This is a genomic window from Pseudomonas citronellolis (assembly GCF_029335315.1).
GTDB lineage: Bacteria > Pseudomonadota > Gammaproteobacteria > Pseudomonadales > Pseudomonadaceae > Pseudomonas > Pseudomonas citronellolis_A.
Genome location: NZ_JARJLT010000048.1, coordinates 1 through 20,356, shown reverse-complemented (window position 1 = coordinate 20,356; position 20,356 = coordinate 1). Strand labels below are relative to the sequence as shown.

The window sequence follows — 20,356 nt, the reverse complement described above, 5'->3', positions numbered from 1 at the left end:
CGAACGTGAAGCCAGGGGGGGGAGGAGGGGTGATCGTGATTTTCGACAACAACGTGCCGCAACAACGGTCGATGTATCCGCCTAAGAAAATTGAGGGCGATCTGGTGATTCGAAAGGATTACTACCCGTGGGTCGACAAGCAATTCAAAGGTGCTTACGAAACACAAGTATTGCTCGCAGGAGAGGGAGACATTTTCCTAACGTACAAAGCTTCGAATGCGCGGAAGGTGGTATTTGAGCCTAACTTGCATGCTGACTGTGTTGTACGGTCGGTTTGGCCACAAGAGCAGAAGTTGGGTAGTTATATCCAATTCACCTATCCCGACGGCAGCATGGTGGCCGACGGCGACAGCAAGCCCGACTTCGATAAGCTGCAAGCCATCCGGCTCAAGCCAGAAAAACGGCCATGAACGACCAACCGCCTGGAACACCAGAGCGAGCGCTCTGCCAAAAATGTCGATGGCTAAAACCCTGCCGCAAGAATCCGCCAGTCGCCATCGGCGCTGGCGGTCACCTCACTCCATAAGGCTTCGAGAGTCAGCTCAAGGCTGGCTGGCGATGGCCTTCTCGATGGCCGCCTGCAGCGCCGGATCATCCGGCTTGGTCAGACTGGGGAACTCGGCCACCACCTTGCCCTGGCGGTCCACCACGTACTTGTAGAAGTTCCAGCGCGGCGCCTGGTCGGCCTGGCGCGCCAGTTCGCGGAACAGCGGGATGGCGTCGTCGCCGCGCACCGGCTGGACCTGGGTCATGTTGAAGGTCACGCCGTAGTTGCCGTAGCAGACCTGGGCGGTTTCGGCGGCGTCGTCGGCTTCCTGCTTGAAGTCGTCCGAGGGCACTCCGAGCACTTCCAGGCCCTCGCCCTTGTAGCGCTGGTAGATCGCCTCCAGGCCCTTGAACTGCGGGGTGAAGCCGCAGTGGCTGGCGGTGTTGACCACCAGCAGCGGCTTGCCGGCGTAGAGCCCGCAAAGGTCGAGGTCGACCTTCGAGCGCAGCTTCTGCAGGTGCCCCTGCTGCGCCAGCAGGGGTGGGCACTCGGCGGCCTGGGCGGCCAGCGGCAGGCAGCACAGCAAGCCCAGTAGCAGGTGTCGGGACATGGGGGTTCTCCTGATTCGAACGGAGGACGCTACTCCCCTGCCCCGCCCAGGGCAATCCTCAGAAGCAGTGGCCGAGCCCGGCCTGCAGCAGGGCCAGGCCGCCCTGCTTCCAACCCCACCAGGCCAGGCCCAGCAGCAACGCCGTCAGCAGCGCGGCGCCCAGGCGTAGGGCCCGCGGGCTCACGCCGCCTCCGCGGCGCCCAGGCGCGCCACCGGGCGTTCACGCACCGGCCAGTTGAGCAGGCCGGCGAGCAGCGACAGGAGAATCGCTATCCGCCAGACCAGGTCGTAGTTGCCGGTGTGGTCGTAGACATAGCCGCCCAGCCAGCCGCCGAGGAAGGCACCGATCTGGTGGAACAGGAAGGTGATGCCGCCAAGCATGGACAGGTTGCGCACGCCGAACAGGGTGGCCACGGTGCCATTGGTCAACGGGACCGTGGACAGCCACAGCAGGCCCATGGCGATGCCGAAGGCGTAGGCCGTCCACACTGTCAGCGGCGCCCAGAGGAAGGCCAGGATCACCAGGCCGCGCACCAGGTACAGGCCGGTCAGCAGCTTCGGCTTGCTGAAGCGCCCGCCGAGCCAGCCGGCGATGTAGGTACCGAACACGTTGAACAGCCCCACCAGCGCCAGCACCGTGGTGCCGACGGTGGCCGGCAGGTGGCGGTCGACCAGGTAGGCCGGCAGGTGCACGCCGATAAATACCACCTGGAAGCCGCAGACGAAGAAGCCCAGCGACAGCAGCCAGAAGCCGGAATGCCCGCAGGCCTCGCGCAGCGCCTCGCCGAGGGTCTGCTCATGGCCCTGGACCGGCAGCGGCTTGTCGCGCATCAGCCCGGCCAGCGGCACGATGAAGGCCACCAGCAAGCCGAGGGCGAGCAGCGCCGCCGACCAGCCGAGCCAGCCGATCAACCCGAGGGTGCCGGGCAACATGGCGAACTGGCCGAAAGAGCCGGCGGCAGCGGAAACGCCCATCGCCATGCTGCGCCGCTCCAGCGGCACGGCGCGGCCGACGGCGCCGAGGATCACCGAGAAGGAGGTGCCGGAGAGGCCGATGCCGATCAGCAGGCCGGCGGACAGCGACAGGCTCATGGCCGAGTCCGAGTAGCCCATCAGCACCAGGCCCACGGCGTACAACAGGCCACCGACCAGCACCGCGCGGGCCGCGCCGAAGCGGTCGGCCAAGGCGCCGGTGAATGGCTGGGCGATGCCCCAGATGAGGTTCTGCAGGGCGATGGCGAAGGCGAACACCTCGCGGCCCCAGCCGAACTGCGCGCTCATCGGCGCGAGGAACAGGCCGAAGCCGTGACGGACGCCCAGGGACAGGGCAAGGATCAGGGCGCCGGATACCAGGATCCAGAAACCCGCACGCGACAGCTTGGCCATTGTTCTTCTCGCTCCAACAGGGGTATATACCCGCATATGTCCGTTCAGGCCCCGGCGGCAACCGGGGTCAATCGAGGGCTTCCAGTTCCCCCAGCAATGCCATCAGTTGCTCGCGGCGCTCTTCGCCGAGGCGCGCGAACATCCGTTGCTGCGCATCTTCCCAGGGCTGCGCGCCCCGCTCCAGGCGCTCGCGGCCCTGGGCGGTGAGCTGCACCAGACGGTTGCGCTGGTCGTCGGCGTCGCCCAGCAGCTCGACCAGGCCGTCGGCCTGCAACGGCCGCAGGTTGCGCCCTAGGGTGCTGCGGTCCAGGCCCATGGCCTCGGCCAGGGCAGAAATGCTCGGCTGTTCCAGGCGCGCCAGGTGGCGCAGCAGGGAAAACTGCGCGACCGTCAGCCCGATGTCCTGCAAGGCATCGTCGTAGACGCGGGTGACACCTCGAGCGGCGCGGCGCAACTGGGTGCAGAGGCATTGGGTGGTCAGCATGATGCGTGTATATACCCGCAACGCCCACCCAGGTCAATCGCGGCGAGCGCCGATTGTCCGATCTGCCAGGCGCCGCCTGTTGCCGCTGCCAAGGCCAGGCGTGGTGCGCGGCCGTATAACTGCGCGGACCGTCCCACCGAGATCACCGCGATGCCCCTGTACAAAGCCCCGCTGCGCGACACCCGCTTCCTGCTCAACGAGGTCTTCGACTTCCCCGAGCACTACCGCAACCTGATCAACGGCGCCGACGCCACGCCGGACATGGTCGACGCCATCCTCGGCGAATGTGCGAAGCTCTGCGAGGAAGTGATCGCCCCGCTCTACCACTCCGGCGACGAGGAAGGCTGCCACCTGGAGAACGGCGAGGTGCGCACGCCGAAGGGCTTCAAGGAAGCCTACGACGCCTACGTGGCCGGTGGCTGGCAGGGCCTGTCGCACCCGGTGGAATACGGCGGCCAGGGCCTGCCGATGAGCCTGGGCGCGCTCAAGCAGGAAATGCTCGGCACCGCCAACTGGCCGTTCTCGATGTACCCGGGATTGTCCCTGGGGGCGATGAACACCTTGATGCAGCACGGCACCGAGGAGCAGAAGCAGGCCTTTCTCACTCCGCTCACCGAAGGCCGCTGGGGCGGCACCATGTGCCTGACCGAGCCGCAGTGCGGCACCGACCTGGGCCAGGTGAAGACCCGCGCCGAACCCCGCGCCGACGGCAGCTACGCGGTCACCGGCAGCAAGATCTTCATCTCCTCCGGCGAGCACGACCTGACCGAGAACATCGTGCACATCGTCCTCGCCCGCCTGCCCGACGCGCCCAAGGGCACCCGCGGCATCTCGCTGTTCATCGTGCCGAAGTTCCTCCCCGCCGCCGACGGCGGCCTCGGCGCGCGCAACGGCGTGGTCTGCGGCGCGCTGGAAAAGAAGATGGGCATCAAGGCTTCGGCCACCTGCGTGATGAACTTCGACGAGGCCATCGGCTATCTCATCGGCGAACCGAACAAGGGCCTGGAGTGCATGTTCACCTTCATGAACAGCGCCCGCATCGGCACCGCCATCCAGGGCGTGGCCACCGCCGAGCTGGCCTACCAGGGGGCGCTGGCCTACGCCCGCGAGCGCCGCTCGATGCGCGCCCTCTCCGGGACCAAGGAACCGGAACAGGTGGCCGACAGCCTCATGCACCACGGCGACGTGCGGCGCATGCTGCTGACCCAGAAGGCCGTGGCCGAAGGCGGCCGCGCGCTGGTCTACCTGGCCACCCAGTACGCCGACAAGATGATCCAGGGCCTGCTGAGCAACGACAACGCCGAGTACGAGCGCTGGGACGACAAGCTCGGCTTCCTCACCCCGATCCTCAAGGGCTGCCTGACCGAGCTGGGCCTGGAGAGCGCCAACCTGGGCATGCAGGTGTTCGGCGGGCATGGCTACATCCGCGAGCACGGCATGGAGCAGATCGTCCGCGACGCGCGCATCGCCACGCTCTACGAGGGCACCACCGGCATCCAGGCGCTCGACCTGCTCGGCCGCAAGGTGCTGCTGATGACCCAGGGCAAGGCGGTGCGCGACTTCACCCGGATCGTGGCGAAGTTCGCGACGGGACTCCTGAAGGAAGAACCGGCCATGCGTGGCCGCGCGCTGACGCTACTCAAGCTCTGCGCGCAGTGGAACCTGCTGACCCTGCGCATCGCCCTGGCCGCGCGCAAGCAGCGCGACCTGGTGGGCACCGCCAGCCACGACTACCTGATGTTCTCCGGCTATGCCGCCCTGGCCTACGCCTGGGTGCTGCAGGAAGCGGCGGCGCGCAAGCGCCTGCGCCAGGGCGGCAGCGAGTCGAGCGACTTCTACAAGGCCAAGATCGCCACCAGCGACTTCTACTTCGCCCGCCTGCTGCCGCGCGCCAAGGGCCACGCGGCGGCGATGGGCAAGCCGGTGCGTTCGGTGATGGGGCTGAAGGCGGAGCATTTCGCCTTCGACTGACAGCCGACCGCCACCTCGTAGGAGCGCGCCATGCGCGCGACTCGCGGGCATGGCTCGCCCCTACGGGCAGGAACGGTTTCCGCCGTAGGAGCGCGACGCCGGAGGCTTATTCGGCGGCCGGCTTCTTGCGCTTCAGCGGGGCCATGCCGTCGTTGCTGACCACCGCCGAAGGCGCGGCCTTGGGCTTGGCCGCCGGCTTGCGCTTGGCGGCCGGCTTGGCCCCGGCCTTCTTGCCGGCGTCGGTCTTTTTCTTCTTGGTGCCGGCGGCCTTGCCCGAGGCCTTGACCTTCTTCGGCCCCTTGTAGCTGCCCTTGAGCTCCTTGATGGTGCGTTGCTCGAAACGCACCTTGAGGTAGCGTTCGATGCTCGACATCAGGTTCCAGTCGCCATGCCCCACCAGCGAGATGGCCAGGCCGCTCTCGCCCGCGCGGCCGGTGCGGCCGATGCGGTGCACGTATTCGTCGCCACGGCGCGGCATGTCGAAGTTCAGCACCAGGTCCAGGCCGTCGACATCCAGGCCGCGGGCGGCCACGTCGGTGGCGACGAGGATCTTCACCGCGCCCTGCTTGAGGCGCTCGATGGCCAGCTTGCGGTCCTTCTGGTCCTTGTCGCCGTGCAGTACGAAGACCTTGTGCCCGGCGGCGATCAGCCGGCCGGTCAGGCGGTCGGCCTGGATGCGGGTATTGGTGAAGACGATGGCCTTCTCGAAGGTCTCGTTCTCCAGCAGCCACTGCAGGATGGCTTCCTTGTGGGCGTTGTCGTCGACCAGGATGACCTGCTGCTGGATGTCCTCGTTAAGCTCGCTGACGCGGTTCAGCTGCAGGTTCTCCGGCTCGCGCAGGACCTGCTCGACCATGGCGTGCAGGCCGCTGCCGGCGGTGGCGGAGAACAGCAGGGTCTGGCGCTGCGCCGGGCAGGCGCCGGCGAGCTTGAGCACGTCCTCGGAGAAGCCCATGTCGAGCATGCGGTCGGCCTCGTCCAGCACCAGCACCTCGATGTCGCCCAGCGGCAGGTTGCCGGCGTTGAACTGTTCGTTGAGGCGGCCGGGGGTGCCGATGATGATTTCCGGGTTCTTGCGCAGCTTCGCGCCCTGCACCTTGAAGTCTTCGCCGCCGGTGATCAGGCAGGCCTTGATGAAGGTGAACTGGGCGAAGCGCTCGACTTCCTTGAGGGTCTGCTGGGCCAGCTCGCGGGTCGGCAGCAGGATCAGCGCGCGGGCGCCGGTCTTGGGCTTCTCTTCGCTGAGCAGGCGGTGCAGCAGGGGCAGCACGAAGGCCGCGGTCTTGCCGCTGCCGGTCTGCGCGGTCACGCGCAGGTCGCGGCCCTCCAGCGCCTTCGGGATGGCCGCGGCCTGGACGGCGGTCGGCTCGGTGAAGGACAGGGTTTCCAGCGCCTTGAGCAGGCGTTCATGGAGGGCGAATTGGGCGAACAAGGCAGACCTCGGCATCACGAAAGACCAAATAGCTGCATAGCCTAACGGTTGCCGCGTCCGAAAGCAGGTTTTATTCGCCGGTCGCGATCGGCATGGCGCGCGTCGCTACCGGGCAAGTCCGCCGCGCAGGCCCGTCCCAGACTGGCCGCAGGACCGCCAGAGGAATGCCGAGATGCCGCATCGCCCCACCGCCGCCGAGCGCCTCGAGCGCCTGCCGCTGAGCCCCTACCACCGGCTGATCTTCGTGATCATCGCGCTGGCCTTCTTCTTCGACTCCATGGACCTGGCGATGATGACCTTCCTGCTCGGCTCGATCAAAGCCGAGTTCGGCCTGTCCAGCGCCCAGGCCGGGCTGCTGGCCAGCTCCAGCTTCTTCGGCATGGTCCTGGGCGCGGCGCTGTCGGGGATGCTCGCCGACCGCTTCGGGCGCAAGCCGGTGTTCCAGTGGAGCATCGTACTCTGGGGCCTGGCCAGCTACCTGTGCTCCACCGCCGGCGACGTGCAGAGCCTGACCCTGTACCGCGTGCTGCTGGGCGTCGGCATGGGCATGGAGTTCCCGATCGCCCAGTCGCTGCTCTCCGAGATGATCCCGGCGAAGGCGCGCGGCCGTTACATCGCGCTGATGGATGGGTTCTGGCCGCTGGGCTTCATCGCCGCCGGCTGCCTGTCCTATTTCATCCTGCCCATGGCCGGCTGGCGCAGCCTGTTCCTGCTGCTGGCCTTCCCCGCCCTGTTCGTCCTGGCCATCCGCTTCCTGGTCCCGGAATCGCCGCGCTGGCTGGAGCAGGCCGGGCTGGCCGACAAGGCCGAGCGCTCGCTGCAGCGCATCGAGGCGCGTGTGATGGCCTCGCTGAAACTGACCAGCCTGCCCGCGCCGGTTGCCGCCGCGCGCAGCGAACCGACAGCGCCGGGCTTCTTCCGCGCTTTCGCCGAGCTCTGGTCGCCGGCCTACCGCAGCCGCACCCTGACGGTGTGGAGCCTGTGGTTCTTCGCTCTGCTCGGCTTCTACGGCCTGACCTCCTGGCTCAGCGCGCTGCTGCAGCAATCCGGCTTCGCCGCCACCCAGTCGGTGTACTACACGGTGCTGATCTCCCTGGCCGGCATCCCCGGCTTCCTCTGCGCCGCCTGGCTGGTGGAGCGCTGGGGACGCAAGCCGAGTTGCGTGCTGATGCTCCTGGGCGGCGGCGCGATGGCCTACGCCTACGGCCAGACGGCAGTGTTCGGCGGCAGCCTGGCGCTGCTGATCGGCTTCGGCCTGGCCATGCAGTTCTTCCTGTTCGGCATGTGGGCCGTGCTCTACACCTACACCCCGGAGCTCTACCCGACCTCCGCGCGCGCCACCGGCTCGGGCTTCGCGTCGGCGGTGGGCCGGGTCGGCTCGCTGCTGGGGCCGACGGTCAGCGGGCTGATCCTGCCGGTGGCCGGCCAGGGTGGCGTGTTCAGCCTCGGCGCGCTGTGCTTCCTGGTGGCCGCGGCGGTGGTCTGGGGCTTCGGCATCGAAACCCGCGGGCGCACCCTGGAGGAGCTGGCGGGCTGAGTTACATTTCGGAAATATCCTTCACGGCCCTGCCGTTACACTATCGCGCTCATCCCGGCCGCCGCGGCCGGGCCCCATGGCTACTCCGCTAGCCTCCGCGATACGCGCCACCCCGCACTGGCGCCCCGATCCAAAGGATATTTCCGGCCTATGGACCTTTCCTCCCTCCTCGCCACCCTCCAGGGCTACTGGGCCCTGCTCGACCAACATCCCCTGACCAGCGCCGCCGCCGGCCTCGCCGTGCTGCTCGGCGTGGCCTGGCTGCTCGGCCGCCTGGCGCGCTTCCTGGTGCGCCGCCTGGCCGACCTGCTGGCGCGCCAGGCGGCGCTGAGCTGGCTCGGCGACCTGCGCGACAATCGCGTGTTCCAGCGCCTGGCGCAGACGGTGCCGTCGCTGGTGGTGCAATTCGGCCTGGCCCTGATTCCCAACCTGAGCGGCCGCCCCGAGGCCTTCCTGCGCAACCTGGCCATGGCGGTCACCGCGCTGTTCCTGCTGCTGGCCCTCAGCGCCCTGCTCGATGCCCTGCTGGACATCTACTCGCGCACCGAACATGCGCGCACCCGCTCGATCAAGGGCTACGTGCAACTGGCCAAGCTGTTCCTGTTCGTCTTCGGCGGCATCGTCATCGTCTCGATCCTCATCGACCGCTCGCCGATGCTGCTGCTTTCCGGCCTGGGCGCCATGTCCGCGGTCCTGCTGCTGGTCTACAAGGACACCCTGCTGAGCTTCGTCGCCAGCGTGCAGCTGACCAGCAACGACATGCTGCGGGTGGGCGACTGGATCGAGATGCCGCAGGTCGGCGCCGACGGCGACGTGGTGGACATCACCCTGCACACGGTGAAGGTGCAGAACTTCGACAAGACCATCGTCTCGATTCCCACCTGGCGCCTGATGTCCGAATCCTTCCGCAACTGGCGCGGCATGCAGCAGTCCGGCGGGCGGAGGATCAAGCGCAGCCTGTACCTCGACGCCAGCCAGGTGCGCTTCCTCGACGAGGACGAGGCGCAGCGCCTGTCCGGCGTGCGCCTGCTGACCGACTACCTGCGCCGCAAGCGCGACGAACTGAGCGAGTGGAACCAGGCCAACGCCGGTGCCGCACCGCTTTCGGCCAACCGCCGGCGGCTGACCAACATCGGCACCTTCCGCGCCTACGCCGAGGCCTACCTCAAGGCGCACCCGGACATCCACCCGCAGATGACCTGCATGGTCCGCCAGCTGCAGCCCACCGCCGAGGGCGTGCCGCTGGAGGTGTACTGCTTCACCCGCACCACCAGCTGGCTCGACTACGAACGCATCCAGGGCGACATCTTCGACTACCTGTTGGCGGTGCTCCCGGAGTTCGGCCTGGGGATGTACCAGCAACCCAGCGGCCAGGACCTGCGCGGTGGCCTGCGGGGCCTGCTGCCGCCGACGCCGGCCTCGCACCCCGCGCGACTCGACGCAGAGCAGGCCTGAGGGGACGAACGACAGTGCTCGGCCTGGCCCCTGCGCCAGGCCGATGCCATCCTTGAAGCAGGCGCCCGCTGGCGCGCCCCTGCCGATGGAGACACCCCGTGCCCGCCACCCTCATCTATTACGTGGCCAGCAGCCTGGACGGCTATATCGCGCGCCCGGACGGCAGCGTCGACTGGCTGCACGGCTACGACGGCCAGGGCGACGACCATGGCTACGCCGCGTTCTACAGCGGCATCGACGCCCTGCTGATGGGGCGCGGCACCTATCTGTGGTGCCTGGACTCCGGCGGTTGGCCCTACCCGGACAAACCCGCCATCGTTCTCACCCGCGCCAACCAGTTACCCCAGGCCGCGCCGCAGGTGGAGCTGCTGCACCTCCCCCCCAGCGAAGCCCTGGCCAGCCTGGAGGCGCGCGGCTGCCAGCGGGTCTGGCTGGTCGGCGGTGGCAGCCTGGCCGGCAACTGCCTGGCGGCGGACTTGCTCGACGAGGTGATCGTCAGCATCATTCCGCTCCTGCTCGGCGCCGGCATTCCGCTGTTCGGCATCGGGCTCGAAAGGCGCCTGCAGCTGCTGGAGCAGCGCAGCTTTCCCAGCGGCATCGTGCAGATGCGCTACCAGGTCATCAAGTGAGTTCCGCCATGCCCGTCACCACCCTCGATATCGCCGCCGCCTGCCTGCTCGACGACAACGGCCGCCTGCTGCTGGTGCGCAAGCGCGGCACCCGGGCGTTCATGCTGCCCGGCGGCAAGCGCGAAGCCGGGGAAAGCGCCGAACAGGCGCTGCTGCGCGAACTCGAAGAGGAGCTCGGCCTGCGCCTGCCGCGCGAGGCCCTGCGCCCGCTGGGCAACTTCCAGGCGCCGGCGGCCAACGAAGCCGACACCCGCGTCGACGCGCACATTTTCGTCGCCCGCCTGCCGCACCCGGTCAGCGCCGCCGCCGAGCTGGAGGAACTGGCCTGGCTGGATGGCGCCAAGCATCCCGAACCGCTGGCACCGCTGCTGCGGGAAAAAGTCCTGCCGGCCCTGCGCGAACACCTCGCCGACTGATGAAAATCAGTATTTGACCTGCATTTCGTCGGGTTTTTACCTGCGACGCCAGGTCTCATCCCGCTGTCCTCCGCGCCCTCCTCCGACTCCCTGCCAGAGCATTCCGCCAGCACGGCGAAACCCGCCTGGCATAGGGCTTTCGGCTATAAGGTCGGCGCCTGACCCATGGGTCCGAACACATGTCACGGGCGGCCTCGGAAGTCACATGGCCCCCGGCGGAATCGACGGACGGTCAAATCGCTGTCACGAAAACTGGGGCAGAATGCGCCGAATTTCTCGCGGACCAAAGGAAACCATCGCCCGCCGAAGAGCAACGGCGATCCAGCGGAGTCTGGGTTACATCCACAACCAGAAAGAAGACATGCCGAATGCGCAGTACCCTTTTGACATGCCTTTCCATAGGCTTGGCGGCCACCTTGGCTGCCGTTGTGACCGAGGCTGACGCCTCACCGCGGGCCGCCCGGACCTACACGCCGGCGCCCATCGAACTCCGTGTGCCGGTCCAGGGCAAGGACCTGCTGACCGTCGCCACCCCGGCGAAGCAGGACAGCAGCGACGCCCACCAGGTGACCAAGCGCGCCTTCAGCATGATCGGCACGCCCTATCGCTGGGGCGGCACCTCGCCCAAGGGCTTCGATTGCAGCGGCCTGGTGAAGTACGTGTTCCGTGACGTCGACGACGTGGAACTGCCGCGCACCGCGCGGGCGATCTTCCAGAGCAGCAACCCCAAGGTGGCGCGCGGCGACCTGCAGCCCGGCGACCTGGTGTTCTTCCGCATCCGCAGCCGCAACGTCGACCACGTTGGCATCTACGTCGGCAACGACCGCTTCGTCCACGCCCCGCGCCGCGGGCAGAAGGTCAAGGTGGCCAACCTCAACGACAAGTACTGGCAGCGCCATTACCTCGCCGCCAAGCGCGTCCTGCCGGAAACCCTGGCCAGGGCCGACATCCCGGCGCACCGCTACGAGTAAGCCGACGCTGCATGAAAAAACCCGGGCCTGGCCCGGGTTTTTTCGTTTTCAGCCGCGCGCCCGGCGCCGCGCCTGCTTGCGCAACAGCCGCGCGCTGTCCCAGCCGGTGAGCAGGATGGCCAGCCAGATCGGCCCGTAGGTCCACAACTGCTGCGCCTGGAAATCCTCGCCGAGCAGCAGCACGGCGAGCAGGAACAGCAGCATCGGCTCGACGTAGCTGAGGATGCCGAACAGACCCATGGGCAGCAGCCGGCTCGACGCCATCATGGCGCCGAAGGCCAGCGCGCTGATCAGCCCCAGCAGCGGCAGCAGCGCCCACAGGCGCGGGGTGTCGGCGACCAGGCGCAGGTCGCCGAAATGGCCGATGGTCCAGAGCGCGAAGGGCAACAGCACCAGCATCTCGAAGACGAAGCCGGACAGCGCGTCCACGCCCATGCGCCGGCGCAGCATGAAATACGGTGGATAACCCAGCGCGGTGATCAGGCTGAACCAGGAGAAGGCGCGGGTCAGCCACAGCTCGTGGAGTACCCCGGCCAGCGCGCAGGCCACAGCGATGCTCTGCAGCGAGGTCAGGCGTTCGCCATAGAACAGCCGGCCGCAGAGCACCATGGTCAGCGGCAGCAGGAAGTAGCCCAGGGACAGCTGCAGGGTCTGGCCGACCATGGGCGCGTAGATGAACACGCCCCACTGCACCAGCATCATCGCCGCGCTCAGCGGGAAGCACAGCAGCAGCCAGCGCTCGCGCAGCAGGCGCCGGGCGGATTCGCGCAACACCGCGCCCTGTCCGGTGAAGGCCACCAGCAACAGCACCATGGGAATCGACCAGACCACCCGGTGCGCGACTATCTGCACGCTGTCCAGCGGCGCCAGCCAGCGCAGGTAGCCCGGCAGGGTGACGAACAGCACCGAGGCGGCCAGGGACAACGCGACGCCGCGTCCGGAGATGTTCATACCGCCACCCGCCGCGCCAGACCCAGGCGGTTGACCCCCAGCGACGCCACTATCACCGCGCCGCCCAGCGCCAGGCGACCGAGGTCGGCGTGCTGGTTCCAGATCAGCAGGTTGATCAGCAGCCCCACCGGCACGTGCAGGTTGTTCATCACCGCCAGGGTGCCGCCGTCGACCAGGGTGCCGCCCTTGTTCCACCAGAACTGCCCCAGCGCGGTGGCCAGCAGGCCCATGAACACCAGCACCAGCCATTGCACCTCGGTGCTCGGCAGCTTCGCCGGGTTGCCCAGCAGCAGCCAGCCGGGCAGCGCGATCAGCAGCGCGCCGACGAAGAAATAGCCGAAGCGCCGGTGCTGCGGGAGCTCCGACGGGTAGCGCGCCACCAGGTGCTTGTACAGCACCTGGCCGGCGGCGAAGGTGGCGTTGGCCAGTTGCAGTAGCAGGAAGCCCTCGACGAAGTCACCGCTGACGCCGTCGTAGCGGATGATCGCCGCGCCCAGCACGGCGACGGCGGCGGCCAGCAGCGCCCAGGGGTTGAAGCGGCGGTTCAGGGCGTCGTCGATCAGCGCCACGTGCAGCGGCGTGAGCACGGTGAACAGCAGCACCTCGGGCACCGTCAGCACGCGGAAGCTCTGGTACAGGCAGACGTAGGTGACGCCGAACTGCAGCGCCCCCACCAGCATCACCCCGCCGATGAAGCGCGGCGCCACGCCGCGCCAGCGGGTCAGCGGCAGGAACACCGCGCCGGCCAGCAGCACGCGGGTGAGCACGGCGAAATAGCTGTCCACCTGGCCGGCGAGGTACTCGCCGATCAGGCTAAAGGAGAACGCCCAGAGGACGGTGACGAAGAGCAGGTAAGGCATGAGCGGGCAGGCGCAGGGAAAAAGGGGCGGCGAAAATAGCCGTTTTGCCGGGGCGAAGGAAGGGTCGCCGGCCCGCTAGAGGATAGCCGGGGGCTGGACCTTGGTCGCAGGACGAGGGTTTCAGCGCCGCGCATGCCTCCGCGATCCTGCCGCCAGAGTTCGCTCCTACAAGTGGATCAGGAACCGTGCATCCGCGATCGGGCTGGCGCCGGAAAAGAAAAAGCCCGGCCGACATTCAGGGGGAAGGTCGTCGGCCAGGCACCGCGCCCAGGAGCGTGGGGGCGCGCAAGGAGACTCGGGGTGTGGCGGCTCAGGCCACCGCGGCCAGTTGCTCGCGGGCCTTGGCCAGGCCCTTGTCGGCGAACTCGGCGCCCATGTTCAGGCCTTCGGCGTGGACGAAGGTGACGTCATGGATGCCGACGAAGGCCAGCGCCTGGCGCAGGTAGGGTTCCTGGTGGTCCAGCGGGCCGCCGGCGTAGACGCCGCCACGGCTGGTCAGGATGTAGGCGCGCTTGCCGGTGAGCAGGCCCTGCGGGCCGGTTTCGGTGTACTTGAAGGTGACGCCGGCGCGCAGCACGTGGTCCAGCCAGGACTTCAGGGTGCTGGGGATGGCGAAGTTGTACATGGGCGCGGCCAGCACCAGCACGTCGGCGGCCAGCAGCTCGTCGGTGAGCAGGTTGGAACGCTGCAGGGCGGCCTGTTCGGCGGCGCTCTGCTGGTCGGCCGGCTTCATCCAGCCACCGAGCAGGTCGGCGTCCAGGTGCGGTACCTGTTCCAGCGCCAGGTCGCGGACCTGGATCGCGTCGGCCGGGTGCGCGGCGCGCCAGTTGGCGATGAATTCGGCGGTCAGTTGGCGGGAGACCGAACCTTGTTGGCGGGCGCTGCTTTCGATAACCAGAACACGGGACATGGGCTTGACCTCCAGCGGTCGTTGCGTCGATGGAGGTCAGCTTATGGCGGGATAGATCGATAAAAAAGCAGAAATAATTGCTTCAAAATATCGATATAGTTGATTTATCCCGCATCTACTCCTAGTCTGGTAACCAGGCGCAACCGCGTCAGTTCGGGTTGCAGGTCAGCTTGATGCGCAGCTTGATGATGGCGCGGCCGAAGCTGGCGGTGAGGTTGCTGCTCTTGCCGGCGGCGATCACCGTCTTGCGCACCTTGGGTGTCTCCGGGCCGTTCTGGAACACGGCGGTGCAGGCCACGTCCTGCTTGCCGTAGTTCTGCAGCAGCACGGCACCCATGCTGTCGCCGATGTCCTGGGTCTGCACGTCGATCTCCGTGCCATTGAGGGATTTTTCCATCTCGGTCGGGTAGGCCATGGCCGTCAGCGGCAGGCACAGCAGCAGCGCACAACAGATTCTTTTCATGTGGCGATCTCGCTCCAGGTAAGGCCGCCAGATTAGACAAGAGGAGGCGAGGATGAAAGCGCCCCGCGTTACCCTGGATCAATGGCGAACCCTGCAGGCGGTGGTCGACCACGGCGGCTTCGCCCAGGCCGCCGAAGCCCTGCACCGTTCGCAATCCTCCATCAGCTACACGGTGGCGCGCATGCAGGAGCAGCTCGGCGTGCCGCTGCTGCGCATCGACGGACGCAAGGCGGTGCTCACCGAGGCCGGCGAGGTGCTGCTGCGCCGTTCGCGGCAACTGGTGAAGAGCGCCGGCCAGCTGGAAGAACTGGCGCACCACATGGAGCAGGGCTGGGAGCCGGAGGTGCGCCTGGTGGTGGACGCCGCCTACCCGTCGCTGCGCCTGGTCCGCGCGCTGTCCGCATTCATGCCGCAGAGCCGCGGCTGCCGCGTGCTGCTGCGCGAGGAAGTGCTCTCCGGGGTCGAGGAGGCGCTGCTGCAGGGCCACGCCGACCTGGCCATCAGCGGGCTGAACATCGCCGGCTACCTGGGCGCCGACCTGTGCACCGTGGACTTCGTCGCCGTGGCCAACCCCGACCACCCGCTGCACCGCCTGCAGCGCGAGCTGACCCACCAGGACCTGGAAACCCAGATGCAGGTGGTGATCCGCGACTCCGGCCGCCTGCAACCGCGCGACGTCGGCTGGCTGGGCGCCGAGCAGCGCTGGACGGTGGGCAGCCTGGCCACCGCCGCGACCTTCGTCGGCAACGGCCTGGGCTTCGCCTGGCTGCCGCGGCACATGATCGAGCGCGAACTGCGCGACGGCCAGCTCAAGCCCCTGCCGCTGACCCAGGGCACCACCCGCGAGAGCCGCTTCTATCTTTACCCGAACAAGGAAAAGCCCCTGGGCCCGGCCACGCAGATCCTCGTCGAGCTGCTGAAGACCTTCGCCAACGTGCCCCTGGACGCGCCCTTCGGCGCGCCGCAGAGCGCCTCCTGAGCCCCGTCCTGCGAGGAGAACCCGCGCATGCCCTACCTGCACCATGACGGCCAGCGCCTGTACTTCGAGGACGACGGCCAGGGCACCCCGGTGCTGCTGGTCCACGGCCTCGGCTCGAGCAGCCGCGACTGGGAGTACCAGGTGCCGGAGCTGCGCAAGCGGCACCGGGTGATCGCCCTCGACGTGCGTGGCCACGGCCAGTCCGACAAGCCGCGCGAGCGCTACAGCATCGCCGGCTTCGCCGCCGACGTGGCGGCGCTGATCGAGCAGCTGCGCCTGGCCCCGGTGCATCTGGTGGGCATCAGCATGGGCGGCATGATCGGCTTCGAGCTGGCCACCCGCCGGCCGGAACTGTTGAAGAGCCTGACCATCGTCAACAGCGCCCCGGAAGTGAAGCCGCGCACCCCGCGCGAGTACCTGGAAGTGGCGCGGCGGCTGTTCCTCGCCCACGTCCTGGGCCTGGACACCGTGGGCAAGGCCCTCGGCCGCCTGCTGTTCCCCAAGCCGGAGCAGGCCGACCTGCGCCGCAAGATCGAGCAGCGCTGGCCGCAGAACGACAAACGCGCTTACCTTTCCAGCCTGCACGCCATCATCGGCTGGGGTGTGCAGGAACGCCTCGGGCGCATAACCTGTCCAACGCTGGTGGTCAGCGCCGACCGCGACTACACCCCGGTGACGCTCAAGCAGGCCTATGTCGAGCGCCTGCCCAACGCGCGCCTGGTGGTGATCGAGGACTCGCGCCACGCCACGCCGCTGGACCAGCCGCACGCCTTCAACAGCACCCTGCTCGACTTCCTCGAGCAGGTAGACCATTCCTAAACACCCTCAGGAAACATCCGCAAAATGACCCTGTTCAAACGCTTCCTGCTCGCCGCCTGTACGCTTGTCCTGGCCACCTCGGCGCTCGCCGCCGACCCGGCGAAACCCCATGTGCTGCTGTCCACCACCCTCGGCGAGATCGAAGTCGAGCTCGACACCGCCAAGGCGCCGATCAGCGTGAAGAACTTCCTCGGCTACGTCGACAGCGGCTTCTACAACGGCACCATCTTCCACCGGGTGATCCCCGGCTTCATGGTGCAGACCGGCGGCTTCACCGAGAAGATGCAGGAGAAGGACACCGGCGAGCCGATCAAGAACGAGGCCGACAACGGCCTGCTGAACGCCCGCGGCACCCTGGCCATGGCGCGCACCAGCGACGTGGACTCGGCCACCAGCCAGTTCTTCATCAACCTGACCGACAACGACTTCCTCGACCACGGCCAGCGCGACTTCGGTTACGCGGTGTTCGGCAAGGTCGTGCGTGGCATGGGCGTGGTCGACCTGATCGCCAAGGTGCCCACCACCAATCGCGGCATGAACCAGAACGTGCCGAGCGAAGCGGTGGTCATACTCTCCGCCAAGCGTCTCTGAGAATCCCCGATTCCCGCGCTGACGGAGGCCTGAAACGGCGGGTCCAGGACGGACCCGCGACAACCGAGAGACATCATGCTTTACCGCCGCTTCGAAAAGCTCATCGATCCCTTCCGCGACAGCCCCGAGCGCATGCCGCCGGCCGACGTCGTGCGCTTCTACGTCTTCTACCTGCGCCAGGTGTGGCCGGTGTTCTCGGTCCTGCTGGTGGTCGGCCTGGTGGTCGCGCTGATCGAGGTGGCGCTGTTCAGCTACCTGGGACGCATCGTCGATCTCGCGCAGAAGACCGCGCCCGCCGAATTCTTCCAGCTGCACGGCAACGAGCTGTTGTGGATGGCCGTGGTGGCGCTGGTGCTGCGCCCGCTGTTCAACGCCCTGCACGACATGCTGGTGCACCAGAGCATCAACCCCAGCATGACCAACCTGATCCGCTGGCAGAACCACCGCTACGTGCTCAAGCAGAGCCTGGGCTTCTTCCAGAACGACTTCGCCGGGCGCATCGCCCAGCGCATCATGCAGACCGGCAACTCCCTGCGCGATTCGGCGGTGCAGGTGGTGGACGCGCTCTGGCACGTGGCGATCTACACCGTCAGCGCCCTGGTGCTGTTCGCCGAGGCCGACTGGCGACTGATGATCCCCCTGGTGCTCTGGGTCTTCGCCTACGTCGGCGCCCTCGCCTACTTCGTGCCGCAGGTGAAACGCCGCTCGGTGGCCGCCTCGGATTCGCGCTCCAAGCTGATGGGGCGGATCGTCGACGGCTACACCAACATCACCACCCTCAAGCTGTTCGCCCACACCCGCCAGGAAGAGGACTACGCCCGCGAGGCGATCGCCGACCAGACCCACAAGGCCCAGCGCGCCGGGCGCGTGGTGACCTCGATGGACGTCAGCATCACCTTCATGAACGGCCTGCTGATCGCCGGCACCACCGGCCTGGCGCTGTGGCTGTGGACCCAGGGCCTGATCTCGGTGGGCGCCATCGCCCTGGCCACCAGCCTGGTGATCCGCATCAACAACATGTCCGGCTGGATCATGTGGGTGGTCGGCGGCATCTTCGAGAACGTCGGCCAGGTGCAGGATGGCATGCAGACCATCGCCATGCCGCGCCAGGTGGTCGACAAGCCCGGCGCCCAGCCGCTGAAGGTGGACCACGGCGAGGTGAACTTCGACCACGTCGACTTCAGCTACGGCAAGGGCAGCGGCCTGATCCAGGGCCTCGACCTGGTGGTGCGGCCGGGCGAGAAGATCGGCCTGGTCGGCCCCTCCGGCGCCGGCAAGTCGACCCTGGTCAACCTGCTGCTGCGCCTCTACGACCTGGAAGGCGGGCGCATCCTGATCGACGGCCAGGACATCGCCGGGGTGACCCAGGAGAGCCTGCGCGCGCAGATCGGCATGGTCACCCAGGACACCTCGCTGCTGCACCGCTCGATCCGCGACAACCTGCTCTACGGCCGCCCCGGCGCCAGCGAGGAAGACCTGCAGGAGGCGATCCGCAAGGCCCGCGCCAGCGAGTTCATCCCGCAGCTGTACGACGCCCAGGGCCGCACCGGCCTCGACGCCCACGTCGGCGAGCGCGGCGTGAAGCTCTCCGGCGGCCAGCGCCAGCGCATCGCCATCGCCCGCGTACTGCTCAAGGACGCGCCCCTGCTGATCCTCGACGAAGCCACCTCGGCGCTCGACTCGGAAGTCGAATCGGCCATCCAGGAAAGCCTGGAGACGCTGATGCAGGGCAAGACGGTGATCGCCATCGCCCACCGCCTCTCCACCATCGCCCGCATGGACCGCCTGGTGGTGCTGGAGCACGGGCGCATCGTGGAAAGCGGCAGCCACGCCGAACTCATCGAACAGGGCGGCCTCTACGCGCGCCTGTGGCGGCACCAGACCGGCGGCTTCGTCGGCGTCGACTGAGGGCCGCGCTGATACGCCTTTGCACGTCCCATCTGAATCTGTCGCGGCGCCCGCCCGGCGCTTAGATTGCCCGCTCGATGGCGCGCCGCCGTCCCACCCGGCGGCGCGCCGGCAATCCGACAGAGACGGGACGAGCGATGAACACAGCAAGCACGGAGCAGGCGTACAACTACAAGGTGGTACGCCAGTTCGCCATCATGACGGTGGTCTGGGGCGTGGTCGGCATGGCGATGGGCGTGCTCATCGCCTCGCAACTGGTCTGGCCGCAGATGAACCTGGACCTGCCCTGGACCAGCTTCGGCCGCCTGCGGCCACTGCACACCAGCCTGGTGATCTTCGCCTTCGGCGGCTGCGCGCTGTTCGCCACCAGCTACTACACGGTGCAGCGCACCTGCCAGGTGCGGCTGTTCTCCGACCGCCTCGCCGCCTTCACCTTCTGGGGCTGGCAGGCGCTGATCCTGACCATGCTGGTAAGCCTGCCGCTGGGCTACACCACCACCAAGGAATACGCCGAGATCGAGTTCACCGGCGCGGTGTGGATGGCCATCGTCTGGGTCGCCTACGCGGTGGTGTTCTTCGGCACCCTGGTCAAGCGCAGGACCTCGCACATCTACGTCGGCAACTGGTTCTTCGCGGCCTTCATCCTGGTCACCGCGATGCTGCACATCGTCAACCACCTGGCCATCCCGGTGGACTGGTTCAAGTCCTACCCGGTGTATTCCGGCGCCACCGACGCCATGGTGCAGTGGTGGTACGGGCACAACGCCGTGGGCTTCTTCCTGACCACCGGCTTCCTCGGCATGATGTACTACTTCGTGCCCAAGCAGGCCGGGCGCCCGGTGTACTCCTATCGCCTGTCGATCGTGCACTTCTGGGCGCTGATCACCCTGTACATCTGGGCCGGCCCGCACCACCTGCACTACACCGCCCTGCCGGACTGGGCGCAGTCCCTCGGCATGGTGATGTCGCTGATCCTCCTGGCACCGTCCTGGGGCGGCATGATCAACGGCATGATGACCCTCTCCGGGGCCTGGCATAAGCTGCGCAGCGACCCGATCCTGCGCTTCCTGGTGGTATCCCTGGCGTTCTACGGCATGTCCACCTTCGAAGGCCCGATGATGGCGATCAAGACCGTCAACGCCCTCTCCCACTACACCGACTGGACCATCGGCCACGTCCACGCCGGGGCGCTGGGCTGGGTGGCGATGATCTCCATCGGCTCGCTGTACCACCTGATTCCGAAGGTGTTCGGTCGCGAGCAGATGCACAGCGTGGGGCTGATCAACGCGCACTTCTGGCTCGCCACCATCGGCACCGTGCTGTACATCGCCTCGATGTGGGTCAACGGCATCACCCAGGGCCTGATGTGGCGCGCGGTGAACGCCGACGGCACCCTCACCTACTCCTTCGTCGAGGCCCTGCAGGCCAGCCACCCGGGCTTCGTGGTGCGCATGTGCGGCGGCCTGCTGTTCCTCAGCGGCATGCTGCTGATGGCCT

General features: G+C 67.7%; 20 protein-coding genes and 1 pseudogene. 12 read left to right on the top strand and 9 right to left on the bottom strand.

Features of this window, described 5'->3' with window-relative positions; all coding sequences use genetic code 11:
- Window positions 1–410: pseudogene (locus P3W75_RS04160) on the top strand (hypothetical protein); the annotation flags it as partial.
- A gap of 132 nt (window positions 411–542) precedes the next feature.
- Here P3W75_RS04160 and P3W75_RS04155 read toward each other — a convergent pair.
- The 4 genes from P3W75_RS04155 to P3W75_RS04140 all read right to left on the bottom strand — a co-directional run bounded on the left by P3W75_RS04155 (window position 543) and on the right by P3W75_RS04140 (window position 2,967).
- A complete protein-coding gene (locus P3W75_RS04155; protein WP_276226108.1) occupies window positions 543–1,097 on the bottom strand; it encodes a glutathione peroxidase in 555 nt (184 codons plus the stop codon).
- 58 nt (window positions 1,098–1,155) lie between these two features.
- A complete protein-coding gene (locus tag P3W75_RS04150; RefSeq protein WP_276226111.1) occupies window positions 1,156–1,281 on the bottom strand; it encodes a hypothetical protein in 126 nt (41 codons plus the stop codon).
- Window positions 1,278–2,474 carry an MFS transporter gene (locus P3W75_RS04145; protein WP_276226110.1) on the bottom strand — a complete coding sequence of 399 codons (1,197 nt, stop codon included), beginning with the start codon at window positions 2,472–2,474 and terminating at the stop codon, window positions 1,278–1,280. Before P3W75_RS04145 ends, P3W75_RS04150 begins: the two co-directional genes overlap by 4 nt.
- A gap of 76 nt (window positions 2,475–2,550) precedes the next feature.
- Window positions 2,551–2,967 (bottom strand): MarR family winged helix-turn-helix transcriptional regulator, encoded by a 417-nt coding sequence (locus tag P3W75_RS04140; RefSeq protein ID WP_276226107.1) that lies wholly within the window; start codon window positions 2,965–2,967, stop codon window positions 2,551–2,553.
- A 150-nt stretch (window positions 2,968–3,117) separates the two neighbouring features.
- Between P3W75_RS04140 and P3W75_RS04135 the strand changes: the two genes are divergently transcribed.
- Window positions 3,118–4,938: an acyl-CoA dehydrogenase C-terminal domain-containing protein gene (locus P3W75_RS04135; protein ID WP_276226106.1), complete on the top strand. Its 1,821-nt coding sequence runs from the start codon at window positions 3,118–3,120 to the stop codon at window positions 4,936–4,938.
- Window positions 4,939–5,044: 106 nt separating this feature from the next.
- Here the strand turns inward: P3W75_RS04135 and P3W75_RS04130 are convergent, their stop codons facing one another.
- A complete protein-coding gene (locus tag P3W75_RS04130) occupies window positions 5,045–6,385 on the bottom strand; it encodes a DEAD/DEAH box helicase (protein WP_276226105.1) in 1,341 nt (446 codons plus the stop codon).
- Between the two features lie 157 nt (window positions 6,386–6,542).
- On the opposite strand from P3W75_RS04130, the gene P3W75_RS04125 reads away from it, so the two are divergent.
- The 5 genes from P3W75_RS04125 to P3W75_RS04105 all read left to right on the top strand — a co-directional run bounded on the left by P3W75_RS04125 (window position 6,543) and on the right by P3W75_RS04105 (window position 11,378).
- A complete protein-coding gene (locus tag P3W75_RS04125; protein WP_276226104.1) occupies window positions 6,543–7,907 on the top strand; it encodes an MFS transporter in 1,365 nt (454 codons plus the stop codon).
- A 150-nt stretch (window positions 7,908–8,057) separates the two neighbouring features.
- A complete protein-coding gene (locus P3W75_RS04120; RefSeq protein WP_276226103.1) occupies window positions 8,058–9,362 on the top strand; it encodes a mechanosensitive ion channel family protein in 1,305 nt (434 codons plus the stop codon).
- A 98-nt stretch (window positions 9,363–9,460) separates the two neighbouring features.
- Window positions 9,461–9,991: a dihydrofolate reductase family protein gene (locus P3W75_RS04115; RefSeq protein ID WP_276226102.1), complete on the top strand. Its 531-nt coding sequence runs from the start codon at window positions 9,461–9,463 to the stop codon at window positions 9,989–9,991.
- An 8-nt stretch (window positions 9,992–9,999) separates the two neighbouring features.
- On the top strand, window positions 10,000–10,407 hold the full coding sequence (locus P3W75_RS04110) for an NUDIX hydrolase (RefSeq protein ID WP_276226101.1): 408 nt from the start codon (window positions 10,000–10,002) through the stop codon (window positions 10,405–10,407).
- Between the two features lie 368 nt (window positions 10,408–10,775).
- The gene (locus tag P3W75_RS04105; protein WP_276226100.1) at window positions 10,776–11,378 is read left to right on the top strand and encodes a C40 family peptidase; all 603 of its coding nucleotides are present in this window, start codon (window positions 10,776–10,778) and stop codon (window positions 11,376–11,378) included.
- Window positions 11,379–11,426: 48 nt separating this feature from the next.
- Here the strand turns inward: P3W75_RS04105 and rarD are convergent, their stop codons facing one another.
- The 4 genes from rarD to P3W75_RS04085 all read right to left on the bottom strand — a co-directional run bounded on the left by rarD (window position 11,427) and on the right by P3W75_RS04085 (window position 14,562).
- The gene (gene rarD, locus P3W75_RS04100; protein ID WP_276226099.1) at window positions 11,427–12,329 is read right to left on the bottom strand and encodes an EamA family transporter RarD; all 903 of its coding nucleotides are present in this window, start codon (window positions 12,327–12,329) and stop codon (window positions 11,427–11,429) included.
- Window positions 12,326–13,189: a carboxylate/amino acid/amine transporter gene (locus tag P3W75_RS04095; protein ID WP_276226098.1), complete on the bottom strand. Its 864-nt coding sequence runs from the start codon at window positions 13,187–13,189 to the stop codon at window positions 12,326–12,328. The genes rarD and P3W75_RS04095 overlap by 4 nt, the downstream gene beginning before the upstream one ends.
- 310 nt (window positions 13,190–13,499) lie before the next feature.
- On the bottom strand, window positions 13,500–14,099 hold the full coding sequence (locus P3W75_RS04090) for an FMN-dependent NADH-azoreductase (protein ID WP_276226097.1): 600 nt from the start codon (window positions 14,097–14,099) through the stop codon (window positions 13,500–13,502).
- 148 nt (window positions 14,100–14,247) lie between these two features.
- On the bottom strand, window positions 14,248–14,562 hold the full coding sequence (locus P3W75_RS04085; protein ID WP_276226096.1) for a 3-phosphoglycerate kinase: 315 nt from the start codon (window positions 14,560–14,562) through the stop codon (window positions 14,248–14,250).
- A 52-nt stretch (window positions 14,563–14,614) separates the two neighbouring features.
- On the opposite strand from P3W75_RS04085, the gene P3W75_RS04080 reads away from it, so the two are divergent.
- The 5 genes from P3W75_RS04080 to ccoN form a co-directional block, all read left to right on the top strand.
- Window positions 14,615–15,541 carry a LysR family transcriptional regulator gene (locus tag P3W75_RS04080; RefSeq protein WP_276226095.1) on the top strand — a complete coding sequence of 309 codons (927 nt, stop codon included), beginning with the start codon at window positions 14,615–14,617 and terminating at the stop codon, window positions 15,539–15,541.
- A gap of 27 nt (window positions 15,542–15,568) precedes the next feature.
- Window positions 15,569–16,360, top strand: a complete 792-nt coding sequence (locus P3W75_RS04075) for an alpha/beta fold hydrolase (protein ID WP_276226094.1) — start codon at window positions 15,569–15,571, stop codon at window positions 16,358–16,360.
- A gap of 30 nt (window positions 16,361–16,390) precedes the next feature.
- Complete coding sequence (ppiA, locus tag P3W75_RS04070; protein ID WP_276226109.1) at window positions 16,391–16,951, top strand: peptidylprolyl isomerase PpiA; 561 nt, start codon at window positions 16,391–16,393, stop codon at window positions 16,949–16,951.
- Between the two features lie 75 nt (window positions 16,952–17,026).
- Entirely contained in the window at window positions 17,027–18,859 is a 1,833-nt protein-coding gene (locus P3W75_RS04065; RefSeq protein ID WP_276226093.1) for an ABC transporter ATP-binding protein, read from the top strand.
- Between the two features lie 137 nt (window positions 18,860–18,996).
- Window positions 18,997–20,356, top strand: a 1,360-nt coding sequence (ccoN, locus tag P3W75_RS04060) for a cytochrome-c oxidase, cbb3-type subunit I (RefSeq protein WP_276226092.1), incomplete at its 3' end; no start/stop codon positions are given.